Origin of the sequence: Bifidobacterium pluvialisilvae (assembly GCF_019331695.1) — a bacterium.
GTDB classification, from domain to species: Bacteria; Actinomycetota; Actinomycetes; order Actinomycetales; family Bifidobacteriaceae; genus Galliscardovia; species Galliscardovia pluvialisilvae.
Genome location: NZ_JAHBBI010000007.1, coordinates 168044 through 187940, shown reverse-complemented (window position 1 = coordinate 187940; position 19897 = coordinate 168044). Strand labels below are relative to the sequence as shown.

At 63.5% G+C, this 19897-nt stretch carries 18 protein-coding genes, 1 pseudogene and 1 riboswitch; of the genes and pseudogenes, 9 read left to right on the top strand and 10 right to left on the bottom strand.

Features of this window, described 5'->3' with window-relative positions; all coding sequences use genetic code 11:
* Positions 1-246: 246 nt before the first annotated feature.
* From KIH77_RS07335 to KIH77_RS10560, 3 genes and pseudogenes are all read left to right on the top strand, one after another.
* Positions 247-1618 (top strand): annotated as a pseudogene (locus KIH77_RS07335) (MFS transporter).
* Between the two features lie 905 nt (positions 1619-2523).
* Positions 2524-2649 (top strand): hypothetical protein, encoded by a 126-nt coding sequence (locus tag KIH77_RS10565; RefSeq protein ID WP_274607445.1) that lies wholly within the window; start codon positions 2524-2526, stop codon positions 2647-2649.
* A gap of 63 nt (positions 2650-2712) precedes the next feature.
* Positions 2713-2835: a hypothetical protein gene (locus KIH77_RS10560; protein ID WP_274607444.1), complete on the top strand. Its 123-nt coding sequence runs from the start codon at positions 2713-2715 to the stop codon at positions 2833-2835.
* 670 nt (positions 2836-3505) lie between these two features.
* On the opposite strand, the gene KIH77_RS07330 is transcribed toward KIH77_RS10560, so the two are convergent.
* Positions 3506-4447 carry a deoxyribonuclease IV gene (locus tag KIH77_RS07330; protein ID WP_219100495.1) on the bottom strand — a complete coding sequence of 314 codons (942 nt, stop codon included), beginning with the start codon at positions 4445-4447 and terminating at the stop codon, positions 3506-3508.
* Positions 4448-4742: 295 nt separating this feature from the next.
* Between KIH77_RS07330 and KIH77_RS10555 the strand changes: the two genes are divergently transcribed.
* Positions 4743-4868, top strand: coding sequence for a hypothetical protein (locus KIH77_RS10555; protein ID WP_274607443.1), 126 nt, complete (start codon positions 4743-4745; stop codon positions 4866-4868).
* A gap of 528 nt (positions 4869-5396) precedes the next feature.
* The gene (locus KIH77_RS07325) at positions 5397-5720 is read left to right on the top strand and encodes a hypothetical protein (RefSeq protein WP_219100493.1); all 324 of its coding nucleotides are present in this window, start codon (positions 5397-5399) and stop codon (positions 5718-5720) included.
* A gap of 497 nt (positions 5721-6217) precedes the next feature.
* On the opposite strand, the gene purK is transcribed toward KIH77_RS07325, so the two are convergent.
* The 4 genes from purK to KIH77_RS07305 all read right to left on the bottom strand — a co-directional run bounded on the left by purK (position 6218) and on the right by KIH77_RS07305 (position 10274).
* Entirely contained in the window at positions 6218-7387 is a 1170-nt protein-coding gene (purK, locus tag KIH77_RS07320) for a 5-(carboxyamino)imidazole ribonucleotide synthase (protein WP_219100491.1), read from the bottom strand.
* The gene (gene purE / locus KIH77_RS07315) at positions 7371-7868 is read right to left on the bottom strand and encodes a 5-(carboxyamino)imidazole ribonucleotide mutase (RefSeq protein WP_219100489.1); all 498 of its coding nucleotides are present in this window, start codon (positions 7866-7868) and stop codon (positions 7371-7373) included. The genes purK and purE overlap by 17 nt, the downstream gene beginning before the upstream one ends.
* 66 nt (positions 7869-7934) lie before the next feature.
* Complete coding sequence (locus tag KIH77_RS07310) at positions 7935-9041, bottom strand: ATP-binding cassette domain-containing protein (protein WP_219100487.1); 1107 nt, start codon at positions 9039-9041, stop codon at positions 7935-7937.
* A 243-nt stretch (positions 9042-9284) separates the two neighbouring features.
* Positions 9285-10274: a zinc-binding dehydrogenase gene (locus KIH77_RS07305; protein WP_219100485.1), complete on the bottom strand. Its 990-nt coding sequence runs from the start codon at positions 10272-10274 to the stop codon at positions 9285-9287.
* A 292-nt stretch (positions 10275-10566) separates the two neighbouring features.
* Here KIH77_RS07305 and KIH77_RS07300 point away from each other — a divergent pair, with 292 nt between their 5' ends.
* On the top strand, positions 10567-12459 hold the full coding sequence (locus KIH77_RS07300; RefSeq protein ID WP_219100483.1) for a 1-deoxy-D-xylulose-5-phosphate synthase: 1893 nt from the start codon (positions 10567-10569) through the stop codon (positions 12457-12459).
* Positions 12460-12550: 91 nt separating this feature from the next.
* On the opposite strand, the gene KIH77_RS10465 is transcribed toward KIH77_RS07300, so the two are convergent.
* From KIH77_RS10465 to ribD, 5 genes are all read right to left on the bottom strand, one after another.
* On the bottom strand, positions 12551-13027 hold the full coding sequence (locus tag KIH77_RS10465) for a hypothetical protein (protein ID WP_236024541.1): 477 nt from the start codon (positions 13025-13027) through the stop codon (positions 12551-12553).
* A 93-nt stretch (positions 13028-13120) separates the two neighbouring features.
* On the bottom strand, positions 13121-13609 hold the full coding sequence (ribH, locus tag KIH77_RS07285; protein WP_219100481.1) for a 6,7-dimethyl-8-ribityllumazine synthase: 489 nt from the start codon (positions 13607-13609) through the stop codon (positions 13121-13123).
* A gap of 1 nt (position 13610) precedes the next feature.
* Positions 13611-14897, bottom strand: coding sequence for a bifunctional 3,4-dihydroxy-2-butanone-4-phosphate synthase/GTP cyclohydrolase II (locus KIH77_RS07280; RefSeq protein WP_219100478.1), 1287 nt, complete (start codon positions 14895-14897; stop codon positions 13611-13613).
* Positions 14898-14947: 50 nt separating this feature from the next.
* Entirely contained in the window at positions 14948-15628 is a 681-nt protein-coding gene (locus KIH77_RS07275) for a riboflavin synthase (RefSeq protein ID WP_219100476.1), read from the bottom strand.
* Positions 15609-16790: a bifunctional diaminohydroxyphosphoribosylaminopyrimidine deaminase/5-amino-6-(5-phosphoribosylamino)uracil reductase RibD gene (gene ribD, locus KIH77_RS07270; protein ID WP_219100473.1), complete on the bottom strand. Its 1182-nt coding sequence runs from the start codon at positions 16788-16790 to the stop codon at positions 15609-15611. Before ribD ends, KIH77_RS07275 begins: the two co-directional genes overlap by 20 nt.
* Positions 16791-16987: 197 nt before the next feature.
* Positions 16988-17166, bottom strand: a riboswitch (FMN riboswitch).
* Positions 17167-17446: 280 nt separating this feature from the next.
* Here ribD and KIH77_RS07265 point away from each other — a divergent pair.
* The 3 genes from KIH77_RS07265 to KIH77_RS07255 all read left to right on the top strand — a co-directional run bounded on the left by KIH77_RS07265 (position 17447) and on the right by KIH77_RS07255 (position 19491).
* On the top strand, positions 17447-17722 hold the full coding sequence (locus tag KIH77_RS07265; RefSeq protein WP_219100471.1) for a BrnT family toxin: 276 nt from the start codon (positions 17447-17449) through the stop codon (positions 17720-17722).
* Positions 17697-17951, top strand: coding sequence for a type II toxin-antitoxin system BrnA family antitoxin (gene brnA, locus KIH77_RS07260; protein WP_219100468.1), 255 nt, complete (start codon positions 17697-17699; stop codon positions 17949-17951). The genes KIH77_RS07265 and brnA overlap by 26 nt, the downstream gene beginning before the upstream one ends.
* Before the next feature lie 109 nt (positions 17952-18060).
* The gene (locus KIH77_RS07255; protein ID WP_219100466.1) at positions 18061-19491 is read left to right on the top strand and encodes a DHA2 family efflux MFS transporter permease subunit; all 1431 of its coding nucleotides are present in this window, start codon (positions 18061-18063) and stop codon (positions 19489-19491) included.
* Positions 19492-19897: the final 406 nt, after the last annotated feature.

The window sequence follows — 19897 nt, the reverse complement described above, 5'->3', positions numbered from 1 at the left end:
CCCCCTCAACCTCCCAATCCACCAGGCCCCGATTCCCCAATCCCCCTAACTTTCTCATCTTTCAATCATTGCGGTAAGCATTTTCAGTTTTCGCATACGAATCATTGCAATAATTTGCTTTTTTTATGGAAAGCGCTTACTCTATGGGCATAGTCATGAATCAGCGCATGCAATTCGCACCGATCCACGGCACCTTTTCGCAACAGACGCATTAAGGGCAAGGGGAACACTTCGGAAGGAACAATGATGCTCACCCACGTCGCCGAGGCCATCGAGCGGTTCGGCATACCGAAAAAACTCATCGCAGGATTCCTCACCGTTGCCGTGTTTATGACCGGCGACGGATTCGAGCTCACCTTCCTGACGAAATACATGGTCGACCACGGCTTCTCCGCCGCACAGGGCTCGCTGCTCATCACCATCTACGGACTGTTCGCCGCGGTCGCCGGTTGGACCGCCGGCGTGCTCGCCGAGATGTTCGGCGCCCGTCGCATCATGCTCATCGGCGCCTGCTGGTGGATCGGCGTGCACCTCGTCTTCCTGGGCGTCGCGCTCCCCTCCGGCATCTATCCGTTCATCCTCGCGGTGTATGCGCTGCGCGGCTTCGGCTACCCGCTGTTCATCTACTCGTTCATGGTGCTGCTCGCGCAGACGGTGCCTCGCCTCGGCCACGGGAGTGTTCTGGACGTGCTTCTCGTTGGGGCTCGGCGTGTTCGGCGCCTACATCCCCAGCTTCCTCATCCCCGCGGTGGGCGAATACCGCACGTTCTGGTTCGCCATCCCCTTCTCGGTGGCCGGACTGCTGCTGTGCTTCCTCATGGTGCCCAGGACCCGCGACTCCAAGGCCGCCGCCCTCACCCGCGAGGAGCGCGTCAAGGAGCTGGCCGAGGGCGTGACCATCGCGTTCCACAACCCTGGCATCGCCGCCTGCGGCATCATCCGCATGATCAACAGCCTGCTGCTCTATGGATTCCCCGTCATCATGCCGCTATATCTGTGCGGCAGGCAGTATGGCGGCGACAACTGGTTCCCCGTGCAGGACTGGATGCGCATCTGGGGGTCGGTGTTCATCGTCATGCTGTTCTTCAACGTGTTCTGGGGCTGGTTCATGGACCGCTTCGGCTGGGTGTGGCCGATGCGCTGGTTCGGCTGCGTGTTGCTCGGCGTCTGCGCGATCTCGTTCTACTACATACCGCGCCTGTTCGGCGCGAACGCCCCGCTGATGGTGCTCGCCGCCGTGCTCATCGGCGTCGGCACGAGCGCCTTCTCCTCGATTCCCGCCATCATGAACGACCTTGTCCCCGGCAAGCGTGGCGCCGCATTGTCCGTCTATAACCTCTCCGCGGGCCTGGCCACGTTCGTCGGACCCGGCATCGCCACCCTGCTGCTCTCGACGGTAAGCATCGCCGGCATCTGCTGGACGTACGCCGTGCTGTACGCGGCGGGCGCGGCGCTCACCTACACCCTGCGCCCCAAGCAGCCGGGGCTGACGAAGGGCAGGACCGCCGACGGACAAGCGGAGGCCGCCAAGGACGCCAGTATCAATGTCGAGGCGGCGGCCAAGGTGACTGCGCTTGCGCACACCTCCATGACAACCATGGATAACGAGGCGGCATAGCCCCTTTCACCAACACACCGATTATGCCGGGACGTCGTTTATTGACGCCCCGGCTTTTTCATAACGAATGTGTAACGCTAACACACACTGGAACATTACATTTCGCAACATGCCGATCCCTTATCGCACACAATGTGACACGCCGACGAAACGGCATAATACCAACCAATCGGTAGGTACTTTTGCGCCAGCGCTTGCGCAAATTGCGCAGGTGGTCTATCGTTATTCATGTCAGCCAAACAAGGCGGACAGCAAAACAAGGAGACACACATGAACATGAAGCATTCCATGATGCGCGGTCTGGCGCTGTACGGCGCTTCCCACATGGCCGGCATCTCCAGCACGAAGCTCAACGAGACCATCCTCGACATCGCACGCGACGAGCGCTGAACGCGCACCGCACAGATCGGCCGCTGAGCCCACACAAGACTTTCATAACCCAACAACCAAACGATTCTTTCAACCAAGGAGCACACAATGAACTTCACCAAGGCACTTCGCAACCTCGCCGCCTACGCCGCCGACAACATGGTCGTGGCCCCGCACTCCGCCAAGGAGCTCGCCTCCTTCCACGTCGACATGGACGCCCGCTGAACCATCGCGTCCGCCGACCACGGCGATGACCGATAACGCATACACGACAACGAACACCAAAACCAAAGCTTGTACAAGGAGAACATCATGAACGCCACTTTCAAGAACGCCCTTCGCGGACTCGCCGCCTACGCCGCCGACAACATGACCATCGTGCCGGCCTCCCCCAAGGAGATCGCCTCCTTCCACGTCGACATGGACCGCTGAGTCCAGCTCCGACACCAGCCGTAGTCCCACACTTCGGATACGGTACATTCCCGGCGACAATCGCCGATCGATACACAATACGAACGTAATCAAGGAGAACAACAATGGATATCAAGAAGAACTTCCTGCGCGGCCTGGCCCTCTACGGCGCCTCCACGATGACCACCACCCCGTCGATGAGCAAGCAGATGCTCGACACCATCCGCAGCATCGAGAACGACGCCCGCTGAATCGCGGACTGATTCCCGATTCGCATAGACAATCCGTAATTCGCTAAATCACAAGGAGTGATCATGAACTTCAAGAGCAGCATGAAGAAGACCTTCGCCCTCATGGGCGCCGCCTCCCTCACCGCCTACAACGGCCGCACCTACCAGCAGATCGCTGAGACCGTGCTGGATGAGGACGCCCGCTGAGCCGCCGACCAAGGCGAGACACGACGAGGCCTGCCGCAAGGCACGGCCACGGGAATCCCGAGGGAGACTTCGAGGAATCCCCAATAGAGAAGAAGAGAATAACGATGTGCGGCCAACGGCGTCCGCGTATCGCATTCATTCGTCATATAATTTCATATGAATCAGGCGGCATGAAGCCGCTTTTTTGTTATGTGGTGATTATGCGTTCGCAAAGGTCACGCGTTCGCAGAGAGGCAATCCGTCACCTCGCATATGGGATTTTCGAAGGCTTGACTGGACACAGGTGTGGCACGGAACGAGTCCTAGGCACCAAACGCACATTCCATACCAGGAAATCATGGCAGGGAACAACGATGATGCGGAATCAAAGGGTTCCGTGACGGATTCATCGCATACCGGTCGAGAAGAAACCTTGCAATCACGCGGATTTCATTCGCCAGCCGCCCCCAATCATTGCCACGGAACGCCACAATCGCGGATTCATCGATTCCGTGGCACGAAATCATGGCACGGAACACGGGAATCATGGATTCTTCGTTTCCGTGACGGAACATCGTGGCACGGAACGCGAAGCAGCCGGCAAATCGCATCCCATGCCCGCGCAATCAGTCCGCGCGATCAGTCCACGCGGTCACTCAGCGCAATCCTCCGCGCAAACCAACGGCGGGAATCACCGCGCGCACAGACTGCGCAGCAGGGCGATCTCCTCGCGATGCGTGGTCTCGGTGAGTTCCTTCGTCTCGAGGATCATCGGCAGTTTCGCCATACGCGGGTCGTTGACCAGCCGACGGAAGAACTCGATGCCGAGTTTGCCCTCGCCGATGTTGGCGTGACGATCCTTGTGCGATGCGAAACCGAACTGCGAATCGTTGGCATGGATGGCTTTGAGCCGGCCCAATCCGACGATGTCGTCGAATTGTCTCAATACGCCATCGAGGTCGTTCACGATATCGTAGCCCGCGTCGTACACATGGCACGTATCGAACGTGACGCCGACGGCGGCCTTGTTCCCCACGCCGTCGATGATGGAGGCCAGCTCCTCGAAACTGCGTCCGCATTCGGTGCCCTTGCCGGCCATGGTCTCAAGCAGAATCATGACGCCGGAATCCGACTCGTCGCCGGAGGGGACGACCGCCGCGCCGGAGGCACCGTCACCGTCACTGGCACCGGCACCGGTCACCGCATCGTCGTCCAGCTCGTCGAACACGCGGTTGATGCCCTCGGCTATCAGACGGCAGCCGGTCTCGCTCCCCTGCCCCACGTGCGAGCCGGGATGGATGTTGATGTAGGTGCGCTGGCCGGCGGCGGCGATGTGCGCGAGCAGACGGATGTCCTCGGCGAGCGCGTCGATGGCGAAGGCCCGCTTGGAGGCGTCCTTGCCGGCGAAATTGTAGACGTAGGGCGCGTGCACGACCAGCGGGCCGTAATGCTCCGCGACCAACCGTTCACCGAACGCCGCAGCCCCTTCGGGAGTCAGCGCCTTCGAGCGTTTGCCGTATGGCGAGCGCGGGAAGAAGGCGAACGCGGTGCCGTCTTCGTCGTGCGAGCGTTCCAGCAGCTTGTTCCAGCCGCCGGCCGTCGACAGATGCGATCCGATGAACAGCTTTCCCATGGAGATCTTCCTTCCCGTCTTCCCGTGTGATGCAGAACCATGTTCGAGACTACACGTCCCCGCGGTCCGAATCCCACCAAGGTTAATTCCTGATGACAAATCGTGGCACGACTTACTGAAACCGATTTCATAAGTTATATTGGGAATCGTCGGGAAGGAAAAACAACGGAAGCGATACGCGGAATCATTGATTTCCGAAGGATTGTTCGAAAATCGACGGCAGCGAGCATCGGATTCCGGGCTTTACTTCTTAACGCAGTCAATCGATAAAGAAACACTATGAAAGGTGGCAATCATGTCATTCAAGGATTCGATGCTTCGCGGTCTGGCCCTCTACGGCAGCTCCCGGATGGCCGGCACGATGGGCTTCTCCAACAAGGAGATGAACAACACCATCATCAAGATCGCCCAGGATCGCTGATTCACGGTTCCAGGCGATTCCACCGTTGCGGGATACGGCGTCTCCCGGCGGATATGCGGCGGCCGCGAAAGATCAGGCGGTGGCCAGGACCGAGTATGTGAGGGAAAGCGGACAACGATGTCCGTCTTTTTCTTTTTCCGGGCGTTTCCACAAGAGTCAAAAAGCATTTGCCGATTCCTACGGCATTCCATTCCGGCGTATTGCACTCCACACGATTCGAATATACGAAAACCCCGAGTTGTGGGTGTTTGTTTTCCGGCTCCCCGATATCAGCCAACGGGATTGCAACGATTTTCAATCCCCGGCATGAATATTTGCCATTTCGAACACCCACAACTCGCGTTTTCGCCTTCCACCCCGCACCGGAGCTCACCCAACGTCGCTGCCTCAGCTCCGCTATCCCCCGATGAGCAACCAATACAATGTTATTGTAGGCCCGTCTGCGCCCGAATTCCAGCGTTTTCCCTTTGGGGTGCATAGAACGATTGACGGCTGGAAATCCACGGGAACCCTTCTACCATAGGAGCCATGAGCATTCCAAATGAGTATCCAATGAAGCAATATCTCGGCGGCATTGTTGAAGCACTGAAGGCTGCTCCCACCAACGGCGCCAATCCGAACGATGTGGAAACGATTCGTTTCTACGGAGAACTGGGCAACGACGCTCCCGATTCGCAGCTGCCGAACGTGCTGGTCGCCATCGCCCGCGTGACGCGCGCCGTCGCCGAGGACGAGGCCGCCAAGACCGCGTTCACCAAGGCCGGTGGATTCGGTTACGTGAAGGACGCACAGCACGCCATCATGGCCACGCTTGACAAGGATTCCGAGGACCTCGTCAAGAAGCGCGGCTGAGCGTCGTTCTTCTCCGACTTTCTTATAACAAAGCCGCTGCATCGATACGGTTGTCGATGCAACGGCTTTTTCATGTGCGGGGGTCGGGGACGTCATTCGGTCGTGCGCGAATGGCCTGACGTAGGTTATAACGGACGCTTGTGCAGAACCCCACGCTGGAAGCTCTCACACGTAGGCTTTTACGCACGGATGCGTTATAACCTGCGCGGCATCCAACGAACGGGAACCGAAGACACGCCACGGTTCCCTTTCGTTGCGCGCATATGACCAATGGGAACCGGAAGCGGGGCGCGGTTCCCGTTTGTGCATCACCATCCAACGAATGGGAACCGATCCGATTCCACGGTTCCTGTTCGTTCGGTACCTACCAACCGACGGGACGCAAAGCGAAGCCCCGGTTCCCGTTTGTCGCGCATTGCGCGACCGATGGGAACCGGGGCGGATGATGGAGACGCCATGAAGACCGGCGGGCGCCGTCGTGGCGCCGAACTACTTGACTACTTGAGGTCGTCCCAGACGCCGGTGGCCTCCAACTCGGCAACCGTACGCGCGGTGTCGTCGGTGAGCACGGTGATGTGGCCCATCTTGCGGTTGTGGCGCACCTGCGCCTTGCCGTAGTCGTGCACGTTCCATTCGGGATGCTCGCCGATGAGCGCGCGGCTCGGCGCCACATGCTGGCCGAGCACGTTGACCATGACGGCCGGGCTGAGCAGCTTCGGCTCGGGCAGCGGCCAGCCGGCGATGCCGCGGATGTGCGCGTCGAACTGGTCGATGGAGCACGCCTCGATGGTGTAGTGGCCGGAGTTGTGCGGACGCGGCGCCAGCTCGTTGACGACCACGCGGCCATCCTTGGTGATGAACAGCTCGATGGCGAGCGTACCCGCCAGCTCGAAGCCCTTGGCCAGACGCAGCGCGAGGTCGCGGGCCTGCTCGTGCAGCTCGTCGCTCACCTCGGCCGGGGCGACGGTGATGTGCAGGATGTTGTTGCGATGGTCGTTGCGCACCATCGGGAACGTCACGTAGTCCTTGCCGTTGCCGGAGACCAGAATCGACGCCTCGAACGCGAAGTCGACGAAGCCTTCGAGGATGCTCGGCGGGAAGCCGCCGCCACGGTCGCCGCGGGCGCGGATCTTCTCAAGGTCGGCGTCGTTCCTCAGCACGTGCTGGCCGTGGCCGTCGTAGCCGCCGGAGCGGGTCTTGAGCACGCACGGGTAGTGCAGTTCGTCGATGGCGGCCTCGAGGTCGTCGAAGTCGTTGACCTCGCGCCATGGCGCGGTCTCGATGCCATGCTTGTTGATGAACGTCTTCTCGTTGATGCGGTCCTGGGTGACGCGCAGCAGGTCGGTGCCCTGCGGGGCCGCGACGAGATGCCGCACCTCGTCGATGGCGTCGGCGTCCACGTTCTCGAACTCGTAGGTGAGCACGTCGGATTTCTCGGCGAGATCGTGGATGGCGGTCTTGTCGTCATATTCGCCGACGACCTGGAAGTCGGCCACCTGCGCGGTCGGGCAGTCCGGGGTCGGGTCGAGCACACCGATGCGGAAGCCGCGGTATTTGGCCACGATCGCCATCATGCGGCCGAGCTGGCCTCCGCCGACGATGCCGATGGTGGCGCCGGGCTGCAGCATCTTGACGGCGCCGTTGGTTTCCTCAGACAAGCTGGGCATTGGACTCCTCTACCTTCTTCTTGAGTTCGTCGCGGTATTCCTGCAGCTCCTTGGCCAGACGCTCGTCGGTGGTCGAGAGGATCTGCACGGCCAGCAGGCCGGCGTTCGTGGCGCCGGAGTTGCCGACGGCGGTGGTGGCCACCGGGATGCCGCCGGGCATCTGCACGATGGACAGCAGCGAATCCCAGCCGGAGAGGGCGTGGGAGCGCACCGGCACGCCGATGACGGGCAGCGTGGTCTGCGCGGCGATCATGCCAGGAAGATGGGCCGCGCCGCCGGCACCGGCGATGATCACGTGGATGCCCTTGCCGCGCGCGGCATGGGCGAAGTCGGCCATGAGTTCCGGCGTGCGGTGGGCGGAGACCACCTGCTTGGAATACGGTACTGCGAACTTGTCGAGCATCTCGCACGCGTGCTTCATCGTCTCCCAGTCGCTGGAAGAACCCATTACCACGGCTACGATCGGTGCGTTTTCAGCCATCATTAACCTCCGTTGATCCGAACAGATACAACTGTACGCAACAGCGGGGAAAACAGCGGCCGCGACCTAGTTCTCGGCGAGGATCTCCACGCGCACCTTCTTGGACCGCAGGAACGCGACGGCGTCGCGGATGTTGCGTTCCGGCCCCTCGAACACGCCGACGATGCCGCCAATCGGATACTTGCCCACGATCTGCACGTCGGCGAGCATGATGTTCACATCGATGCCGAACTTGCGCGTGATCAACGACACCAGCGGTTCGGAGACGTCCTCGTGCACGTAGCGCAGGGCGATGAGCTTCTGGCCGGGCCGCAGGTCGACGACCGGATCATGCCCGGCGAGCAGGGTGTCGACCTTGCCGAGGCTGGAGACCGCCTCGAGGAACACGCGCGTCTGGTCGGTCTGCGGGTCGGCGATCACGGCGTAGGTGGGCCCCTCCTCGACCACGAACCCGCGGTCGAGCACGACGATATGGTCGCAGATCTCCTTCACGGTGGCGATCTCGTGCGTGGCGAGCACCACGGTGGCGCCGGACTCCTTGGCGAACTGTTTGATGAGTCGCAGGATCTCGCGGCCTTCGATATGGTCCTGCGCGGCGGTGACCTCGTCGAACAGCAGGATGCGTGGGCTGGATGCGAACGCGCGGGCCACGGCGGCGCGTTGGAGTTCGCCGCCGGACAGTTGCGACGGGTGCGCGTCCTTTTGCGAGCGCAGGCTCACCTCGCGCAGCAGGCGCAGCGCCTTGGCGCGGGCGGCCTCGTCGGGTTCGACCGCGTTTTCGGCCTCGCCGGCGGCGATGGCCACGGATTCGAGTATGGTGCGTTCCTCGTCGAAGTCGGGGAAGACGCCGACCCGGGAGATTCGCGACCTCAGCCGTGCGCGTGCGGCGTCGGAAAGCCCGGCCACGTTGTCGCCGAGCACGGTGACGGTGCCGGACGTGGGCGTCAGGTTGCCGTCGATGAGCTTGAGCAGCGTGCTTTTGCCGGCGCCGCCGAGTCCGATGACGCCATAGATGCCGCCCTCCTCGAAGGTGAGCGTGATGTTCTTGAGCAGGGATTTCGGCCCGTCGGCGGTCAGCACGGTCTTGGTGACGTCGTCGAACGTTATCGTCGCCTTGCGTCCCGTCTCGGTCGCGGCCGTTTCGTGGTTCACCGCATCGCTGTCTTCGGCCATCGGTCGTCTACCTCCCCCGCCGGGCCCGCCGTCGCGCGGTTCGCGCAAGACGACGGGCATACGCTATTCCATACTGCATCCCAAGGGTATTGCACTTTGCCGGCCGTTTCCAGCGAATCGGCCGGAATGTCGGTGGAAACGTCGTGGGAGCGGACCGGTCCCATACCGTATACGACGGCGATTGCAACGTTTTGGCGGCGTCGATATAAACGCGGGTTGTAGACGACGATCAGATAATGCGAATCACACGTGGAGGACGACCTTGCCGAAGACGTCGCAGTCGAGGACCTTGCGGAAGGCGGCGGGCGCGTCGGCGAGCGCATACGTGGAGTCGATGACGGGATGGAGGTCGGCGTGCTCGACGAACCGCAGGAGCCGTGCGAAGTCGTCGCGCGTGCCCATGGTCACGCCCTGCACACGGATGTCCTGGAAGAACACGCGTGTCAGTTCGGCGCCGGGCTGGTCGCCGGTGGTGGCGCCGCAGACGGCGATGGTGCCGCCGGGCCGCACGGATTTGACGGAATGCGACCATGTGGCCGCGCCCACGGATTCGATGACGGCGTCGACCTTGCGCGGCAGCCTCGTGCCGGGCTCGAACGCACCGTCCGCACCGATCTCCAGCGCCTTCGCGCGCTTCTCCTCGCTGCGGGAGGTGACGAACACCTCGAGGCCGGCCGCGTGGGCGAGCATGATGGCCGCGGTGGAGACGCCGCCGCCCGCGCCCTGCACGAGGATGGTGTCGCCGGGCTTGACGCCGGCCGCGGAGAACACGAGCGAATAGGCGGTCAGCCAGCTGGTGCCGAGCGCGGCGGCCTCGTCCATGGTGAGGTTGGCGGGCTTGGCGAACACGTTGGCGCTGGGCACGGCGGTCTTCTCGGCCATGGTGCCCTGGTATTTCTCGGAGAGGATGGTGCGGCGTTCGCCGGGGGCGACGCCGTTGCCGTCGGTGCCGACGAACGTGTAGAGCACGACCTCGTCGCCGGCTTTGAGCCCCTTGCGCACGGGGATGTCGTCGTCGAGGACGCCGGCCGCGTCGGTGCCGAGGATCATCGGCGTCTGCTTGTCGGAGAGTCCGACGCCCTGCAGCGACCACAGGTCGTGGTGGTTCACGCTCGCCGACCTGACGGATATCGTGGACCAGTATTCGCGGGGCTCCGGTTCGGGCCGCTCCCCCACGGCCAGCACGGAGATCGGATCGTCATAGTTCACGTTGCTTGCGTATACGGCCCTCATCGGCGTTCCTTTCGATCGCGGCGGCCGACGTTGTGGTTCGTCCCGCCTGTTTCGTCGTTCCTATTGTGCGGCGGAATCACGACGTCGTCGACGGCCGCGCATGGTCGGACGCATGCGGCGCGTCCATACAGTCCATACCCAATGCGGCCACATCCAACGTGTCCATACACAACGTGGCTATACGGAGATGTTGAGGGCATTCGTCACGTCATCGTCCCTCGTCGTGTGTCGTCGACTATGATTTCGCGGTTGGAACCTTCCGTAGCGAGGATGACTATCGCAAAGGAGCACGATGAGCGATCTTCTGGCACATATCGACGGACCTGACGATCTGAAACGTCTGTACGTGGTGCAGTTGCCTGCTCTCGCCGAGGAGATCCGCGCCGCATTGCTGCGGTATTGCGCGGCGAAGGGCGGTCATATCGGTTCGAACCTCGGTATGGTCGAGGCGACCATCGCCCTGCATTACGTGTTCGACTCCCCCGCCGACCGCATCATCTTCGACGTCTCGCATCAGAGTTACGTGCATAAGATGCTGACCGGCCGTCGTCGTGCGTTCACCGACGAGGCGCTGTTCGGCTCGGCGACGGGGTTCACGAATCCGGACGAAAGCGAGCACGACCCGTTCGTGCTGGGCCATACCGGCACGTCGGTTTCGCTGGCGTGCGGCATGGCGAAGGCGCGCGACCTCATGGGCGGATCGAACAACGTGGTCGCGGTGATCGGCGACGGGTCGTTGTCGAGCGCGGTGGCGTTCGAGGGACTGAACGAGGCCGCCGAATTGGACAGCAATCTCATCATCGTGTTCAACGACAACGAGATGTCGATAGCCGAGGACCATGGCGGCATGTACGCGGGATTGGCGGAGTTGCGTGCGACGAACGGAGAGTCGCCGCATAACCTGTTCCGTGACATGGGACTGGACTACCGATACGTCGAGGACGGCAATGACGTGGCGGCCCTGGTGCGCGCGTTCGAGGACGTGAAGGACTGCGACCATGCGACGGTCGTGCATATCCATACGCTGAAGGGCAAGGGGCTTGACGTGGCCGAGGAGGGCCGCGTGGAAAGCAACCACTGGCATAATCCCACGCCGGCGGCCGATGCCGCGCCGGCGTTGCCGAACGCGCGGAAGACGTACGGCGGCATGGCGATGGACGCGCTGGCGGCACGGTTCGACGCCGAGCCCGGCCTGCTGGTCATCTCGCCGGCGACGCCCGGCTCGAACGGCATCACGCGTGAATGGCGCGCGGCGGCCGGACGGCACTACATCGACACGGGCATCGCCGAGGAGCATGCGGTGGCGTTCGCGGCGGGACTCGGCCGGGCGGGCGGCATGCCGGTGCTGGCGACGAGCGCCACGTTCTTCCAGCGCGCCTACGACGAGATCCATCAGGAGTTCGCGTTGAACAATGCGCCGGGCACGTTGCTGGTGTTCTCGGGAGGCATATCCGGTGCCGACAACACGCATTCGGGGGCCGGCGACGTGATGATGTTCGGCAACGTGCCGGGGCTGACCTGTCTGGCGCCGACGAGCGGCGACGAGATGCTGCGGATGCTGGCGTGGGCGACCGGTCCGGCACGGAGGCCGGTGGCGATTCGTATGCCGGGCGAGGCGGTGCTGGCCGGCGAGCGCGGCGGGACGTATCCGCGGTTTGTCGCACGGGATGTTGCACAGACGGCTGACAGCGCGGTCGCCGATTCGATGTCGATGTCGGCAGGTTCGGCGCGTAAGTCCGGCGCGGTGTCGGTCGATGACATCGCGGCCACGTCGGTCGCCGATGACCCTTGGGCGCGCTATACGGTTACGCGGGCCGGCTCGCAGGTGGCGGTGCTTGGCCTCGGCAACGCGTATCCGCTGGCCGAGGAGGCGGCCGTTGCGTTGGATGGTGCGGGCGTGAAGACCACGGTGGTCGACCCGCATCAGTATTCGACGTTGGACACGGCCACGTTGGAGGCGCTGCGCGAACGGCATACGGTGGTCGTCACCATCGAGGACGGCCAGCTTGAGGGCGGCTGGGGCGGCAAGATCGCCGCCTACTACGGTGGCGGCCCCATGCGTGTGCTGAATTTCGGCGCCCGCAAGGAGGTCACGGACCGTATTCCATTGGATGCGTTGCGTCGCCGCTACCGGCTCACCGCCGGCGACATCGCCGACGCGGCTCTGACGGCGCTGCGCGGCTGACATACGCCGGACTTCGTGATTTGTGGTGTCTTATGGTCGTTTTACGGCGAAAAAACGACCATAAGACACCACAAATCGCCGAAAACGAATCTCAGCGGCCCAGCAGTCCGGAAATCTGGCTGACGACGTCGAGAGGCAGGCCAGCCTGTTCGGCGATGGCACCCAGGTCGACGGCCCCGCCGGCGGCTTCTGCGACGCCACTGGCCGCATCGCCGACGGCCTGGCCGGCGCCTTCCGCAAGGCCCGCGCCCTGCTCCTGGATCATGCCGGCGACGTCGGCGATCTGGTCGGCGGGGATGTTCTCCGTGGCCAGCGCCTGCAGGTCGCCCAATTGGTCGGCGTTCAACGTGTCGCCGACGACGTTCTGGATTTCGCCGAGCTGGTCGGCGTTGAAATGCTCGCCGATCACGGCCGGCAGGTCGGTCAACGACCCGAGGTCGAACGTCTGGCCACCGAGCGCGTCGCCGATGGCGCCCTGCACACCGTTGGCGGCGTCGCCAAGCGCGTTGCCGGCCGCGTCGCCGAGCACACCGGAGGCAAGGTCACGAATGCTGTCGAACAATCCCATGATGATTCCCTTCCGTGAACGGCGAACCGGCCGTCCATCCGTTCTTTCCACTGTAACGGATGGGCGGCCGGTTCGCCGAGAGAGGAGGTGCGATCACTCGCCGGCGTCGATGGCGCGCAGCACGTTGATCATCTCGATGGCGCCGAGCGCGCAGTCGAAGCCCTTGTTGCCGGCCTTGGTGCCGGCGCGTTCGATGGCCTGCTCGATGTTCTCGGTGGTGATGACGCCGAACAGCACCGGGGTGTCGGTGCCGAGCGACACCTGGGCGATGCCCTTGGCGGTCTCGTTGCACACGAGGTCGTAGTGGGAGGTGCTGCCGCGGATGATGGCGCCGAGGCAGATCACGGCGTCGTAGCGGCCGGTCGTCACCATGCGCTTGGCGGCGATGGGGATCTCGAACGATCCGGGCACCCAGGCCACGTCGATGTTCGCGTCCTCGACGCCGTGGCGGCGCAGCCCGTCCTGCGCGCCGGAAAGCAGCTTCGAGGTGATGAACTCATTGAATCGGGCCACGACGATGCCCACGCGAATCGGCTTGGCGGGCGCGGCGCCGGCGACGAGCTGTCCTTCGAATACGGTCATGTCAGTTCTCCTTTGCGGTGTTGGTGAGGGCGCCGAGCAGGTGCCCCATGCGGTGTTGTTTGGTGGACAGATAGTTCGCGTCGAATTCGTTCGGCGGGATGACGATGGGCACGCGCGAGTCGATGACGATGCCCGCGGCCTCAAGCTGGCTGATCTTGTCGGGGTTGTTGGTCATGAGGTCGATGGACCTGATGCCGAGGTCCTCGAGGATGGCGGCCGCGGTCTCGTATTCGCGCGCGTCGGCGGGGAAGCCGAGCTCGAGGTTGGCGTCGAGCGTGTCGAAGCCCTGCTCCTGCAGCTCGTAGGTGCGCAGCTTGTTGAGCAGCCCGATGCCGCGTCCCTCCTGGCTGAGGTAGAGCACGACGCCGCGGCCGCGTTCGGCGATGCGGCGCATGGCCTCGTGCAGCTGGGGGCCGCAGTCGCAACGTTTGGAGCCGAACACGTCGCCGGTCAGGCACTGCGAGTGGATGCGGCAGAGCACCGGGTCGGCGACCGCACCCGTGCCGCCGGCCGCCGCGGCGAGGATGTCATCGCCCATGACCAGCGCCACGTGTTCGCCGCCGTCGTCGGATTCGTAGCCGAGCATGGTGAACCTGCCGTATTCGGTGGGCAGGTTCACCTGGGCGACGCGGCGTACGGTGTGCGGGAACTCGTGCGTGCGGCGGTACTGCTGGAGCTGGGCGATGGTGATGTACGTCAGGCCGTGTTCGGCGGCGAACGCCTCGAGATCGTCACGGCGCATCATGGTGCCGTCGGATTTCATCATCTCGCAGCACAGGCCGCATGGCTCGAGTCCGGCGAGACGTGCCAGGTCCACCGTGGCCTCGGTGTGGCCGTTGCGTTCGAGCACGCCGTCGGGGCGTGCGACCAGCGGGAACATGTGGCCGGGGCGGCGGAAGTCCCCGGGCTTGGCGTCGGGGTCGATGCATGCCATGGCCGTGACGGAGCGGTCGCGGGCACTGATGCCGGTGGACGTGGTCACATGGTCGATGGAGACGGTGAACGCGGTGTGATGGTTGTCGGTGTTGGACACGCACATCGGCGGCAGGTCGAGCCGTTGCGCCAGTTCGGCGGTCATCGGCGTGCAGATGAGCCCCCGGCCATGCGTGGCCATGAACGCGATGTTCTTCGGCGTGGCGTAGCGCGCCGCGCAGATGAGGTCGCCTTCGTTCTCGCGGCTTTCGTCGTCGGCCACGACGACGATGCGTCCTTCGGCGATGTCGCGCACCGCCTGCGCGACGGGGTCGATGGGGGTGGCTGCGGAATTGGTGTTGGTGATGTCGGTCATGATGATTGTCCTTTTTCGCGATGATGAACCGGAGGAGGCCGTCCTCCCGGTCAGAAGCCGTGCTGTGCGAGGAATGATTCGGTGATGGTGGCGGGATGGGAGCCGCCACCGGAGGCCGCCGCCGGTTCGCCGGCCGCGCCGCCCGTTTCGAGCAACCGGGCCACGTATTTGGCGATGGTGTCGGTCTCGAGGTTCACCACGTCGCCGACCTTGCGTTCGGGCAGTACGGTGTTCGCGGCGGTGTGGGGGATGATCGAGACGCCGAACGTGCGGTCGTCGACGTGCGTCACCGTCAGGCTGATGCCCTCCACGGCGATGGATCCCTTTTCGGCGACGAGACGCAGCAGGTTGTGCGGCGCACGGATCGTGTATACGGTGGCGATGCCGTCGGGTCGTATCGATTCGATGACGCCGGTGCCGTCGATGTGCCCGGAGACGATGTGCCCGTCGAATCGGCCGTCGGCGGCCATGGCGCGTTCGACGTCCACGTGGCTGCCGCGGCGCAGTCCGCCGAGGCTGGACCGCCGCAGCGTCTCATGCATGACGTCGGCGGTGAACGACGTGCCGTGCAATGCCGTGACCGTAAGGCATACGCCGTTGACGGCGATGCTGTCGCCGATGCGCGTACGCTCGTCCACCACGACGGCGGACGATACGGTCAGCCTGGCGAAGTCCGCGCCCTGCGTGACGCCTTCCACGACGCCGAGGTCCTCAACGATTCCCGTGAACATCGGTCGCTCCCCCTTCCACGGATTCCTGCTTCACGGCCGTCCTGCCCGTCTTGTCCACGAATCCCTCCACGAGCAGGTCGTCGCCCAGCGTCGTGACCGTCATGTCCGTCAGTCGCAGGCAACCGGCGGGTGTCTCCACGCCCTCGCCGCCGACCGGCGTCGGCGCCGCCGTGCCGCCGAAGATCTTCGGCGCGATGTAGGCGTCGACCTTGGTGACGATTCCGGCGTGCAATACCGCCCACGCCAGCGATGCGCCGCCTTCGATAATCACGCTGTCGATGCCGCGTGCGCCGAGCGTCGCCGCCAACGCGGCCAGGTCGACGTGTCCGGCGTCGTCGGCGTCGATGGTCAGCACCTCGCAGCCGGCGTCGGCATACGGCTTGGCTGCCGGTTCGTTCCACGGCACGCAGGTGGCGATGATGGTCGGCACGTCGTGCGCGGTGCGGACCAGGGCCGAGTCGAGCGGCGTACGCAGGCGGCTGTCGCAGACGATGCGGACCGGATTGTGGCCACCGTCCTCGCGGTCGTCCAGGCGGCAGGTGAGCTGCGGGTCGTCGGCGAGCACGGTGCCGACGCCGACCATGATGGCGGCGAAGCGTCCGCGGTCCTCATGGACGCGGTGGCGCGCGGCCTCGCCGGTGATCCAGCGCGAGGCACCGGTTCTCGTGGCGATCTTGCCGTCCAGCGTCATCGCGTATTTGAGCAGCACGAACGGCTGGTGGGAGACGATGTAATGCATGAAGATCTCATTGAGCGCGTCGCATTCGTCGCGCAGCACGCCTTCGGTGACGTCGATGCCGGCGCCGCGCAGCTGGCGGATGCCCTTGCCGGCGACCAGCGGGTTCGGATCGGCCGAGCCGACGACCACGCGTGCCAGGCCGGCGTCGATGAGCGCCTGCGAGCATGGCGGCTGCTTGCCCTGATGGCAGCACGGCTCCAATGTGACGTAGATGGTGGCGCCGCGCACGTCGACGCCGTCGCGTTTCGCCGCCTCGAGCGCGGAGCGTTCGGCATGCCATCCGCCGAAATGGTCGTGGTGGCCGACGGCGATGATCTGACCGTCGCGTACGATGACGGCGCCGACCATGGGGTTGGGATTCACCTTTCCCGCGCCCAGTTTCGCGTGGTCCAATGCCACGGACATGTATTCCCTATCGTCCACGATTCCCCTTTCCGATGCGATAGAGCATGTCCAGGGTTCACGTGACGACGTCCGTCTCCACTGCCGTCCATCATCCGCCCAATATGAAAAATCCCCGAATTCCATGGGAATTCAGGGTCGTGCGCGGATACTGGCGACCGGCGCATCGGATGCGACGGCACGTCGGTGCCGGCCGTCGTCACGATGCGATGACGTCGCCGCATTCTTCTTCCATCCAGACTATGACTGTCGGTACCGGAATCCCACCGGTTCACGAGCGCTTTCGCTCCCACATGCTCAACGCGGACGCCGCCGGCCGATGCCGGCCGGGCGTCGCGTCTGCATGCTCGCGGACTGTACCGCCGATCGGGAATTTCACCCTGCCCTGAAGATGCGTGTTCAGTTATGTCGTTGTTTTCGATTGAAGCGTCCGGCGACGACAAGCGGGACCATATGGTACCGCAATCTCGAATATCGGACATAACCGTTGTCGATAACGTCTTCAATATCGTTGGAATCCCAACGGAAACCCACATTCGTCAACATTGCCGGGAATCCATGCGCCGGCGAAGGAAAAGCCGATAGGCTGGCGTCAACCATCGTGAAACCATCAGCTGCCACATTTGGCACACCGTATTCATATCCATTACATATGCAACGGATATTTAGGAGGTACCATGGAGTTTGAATACGACCCAGGAAAAAGTGCCGCCAATCTTCGGAAACACGGCATCGACTTCAAACACGCGCAGATTCTCTGGTACGGACGTATCGTCCGGTTCCCCACGTACCCGGGGACGGACGAGGAACGCTATATGGTCCTCGGCATGATAGGCGGAAAACATTGGACCGCCATAGTCACGTATCGCGGGGACAGAATACGAATCATCTCAGTCAGACGCTCACGCAAACGCGAGGAGGAACTCTATGACCAGCACAGTAAAGGCCGCTGACATCGACAGGGAATTCGACGAAGGCAAGGACGTACTGCACCACTTCGACCTGTCGAAGCCCATCGTGGAGGACGCCCCGGCAAACCGAAAAGTGAACCTCACCCTGCCCGACTGGATGGTGAAGCGTCTCGACACCGAGGCCTGCAATCTTGCGGTCAGCCGCAACGCCCTCATCAACATCTGGCTCGCAGAACGCATCCGGCACGAGGACGGGGCAAGAACACGGTAACGCCTGCACAGGCGTCTCCCGGCACGGCAGATGACCGTCGCCGCCTTCGTCCACGCGGAACCATGCTGGTAGGATATCTGCGGGTTTTGCAAGCATACGGGGAGGAAACGTGGCGAAGACAACATCATCGGCATCCGTGGACGCGACGAAAAACCGGCCGTTGACCGGCAGGGACTACTTCCCCATCGTCGTGATGATGGTCGGCAGCTTCACCGCCATCCTCAACCAGACGTTGATGACGTCGGCGCTGCCGCATCTCATGCGCGAGTTCGCCATCACCAGCAACACGGCGCAATGGCTGAGCACCGGCTTCATGCTGACCAACGGCATCATGATCCCCGTCACCGCGTTCCTCATCCAGAAGTTCACGGTCCGTCAACTGTTCTTCTATGCGATCGGCATGTTCCTCTTCGGCACGGTCGTATGCACGGCGGCGCCCGGCTTCGCGATACTGCTGCTCGGCCGCATATTGCAGGCCACGGGCGCCGGCATACTCATGCCACTGCTGCAGACGGTGCTGTTCATCACGTTCCCGCCGGAGAAACGCGGTACGGCCATGGGATGGTTCGGCCTGGTCATCGCGTTCGCGCCGGCGCTGGGGCCAACCCTGTCCGGACTGATCATCGACTTCCTGCCGTGGCGGTTCCTGTTCGTGCCGCTCATCGTCATCGCCGTGGCGGTGCTTTCGGCCGCCATCCCCACGGTGAGGAACGTGACCACGCAGACCGATCCCAGCATCGACATCCCGTCGGTCATACTGTCGACGTTGGGATTCGGCGGGGTGCTGCTCGGATTCAGCCTTGCAGGCCAGGACGGATGGACGGCGCCGGAGACGCTGGGTTCGATCGCCGTGGGCGCGGTGTCCCTGGTGGTGTTCATCGTCCGGCAGATGCGACTGAAGCAGCCGATGCTGAACTTCCGCGTGTTCTCCCGGCCGATGTTCAGTCTCTCGATGGTCGTCGTGGTGCTGGTGTTCGTCACGTTCATCACATCGATGAACATCCTGCCGATGTTCATCCAGAATTCGCTGGGCATGACGGCGTTGCAGTCCGGTCTGCTGCTCATGGGCGGCGGCGTGGCCGAAGGCGTGTTCAACCCGGTGGCCGGACGGCTGTTCGACAAGGTGGGCATCCGACGGCTCGCGCCGCCCGCGATCGCCGTCGTGGCGGTGGCGTCGTTCGCGCTGTCGCGGATGCATGCCGACACGCCCGCATGGTATCCCGCCGTGTTCTTCACGCTGATGATGGCGGGCGTGGCGTTCTGCCTCATGCCGCTGACCACCACGGCCCTCAACCAGCTCACCGGGCCGCTCATCCCCCACGGCACGGCGATGAACAACACGCTGCGACAGACCATGGCCGCCATCGTCATCGCGCTGTACTTCACGGTGATGACGACGAACACGCTGCCGGCGTCGGTCGCCGGGTCCGCGGCGGCAGGACTGGCGCACGGCGTGGACGTGGTATTCATCGTCTCGACCGTGGTCTCCTGCGTGGCGTTCGTATTGTCGCTGTTCGTGCAGGACGGCAAGCGGAGATAGGCAAGCGGGCCGGTTTTGTCTTGGGATGGGCCATTGTCTTGGAATGACCACCCTCAGTCCGGCTGACGCCGGACAGCTCCCGCCAGCGGGAGCCAATCGCCCCCATTGTCATCCTGAGCGAAGGGCGCAGGGGTGGGCCATTGTCATCCTGAGCGAAGGGCGTAAGCCCGGAGTCGAAGGATCTTGCACCCCGACTACCCCAAGATCCTTCGACTCCGCCGCAAGCGGCTCCGCTCAGGATGACAAAGGCAGGTTAAGCGACTCCGCTCAGGATGACAAAACGGGGTGATTGATCCGGCAATGAGGATTACCGCTTCTTACCGCTTCCCATGCGGAAGGGGGCGGACTTCCTGCGGTGACGGTGGAATCCGCCGGACTTGGCGTTGCCGCCGCGCTGCGGACCGGA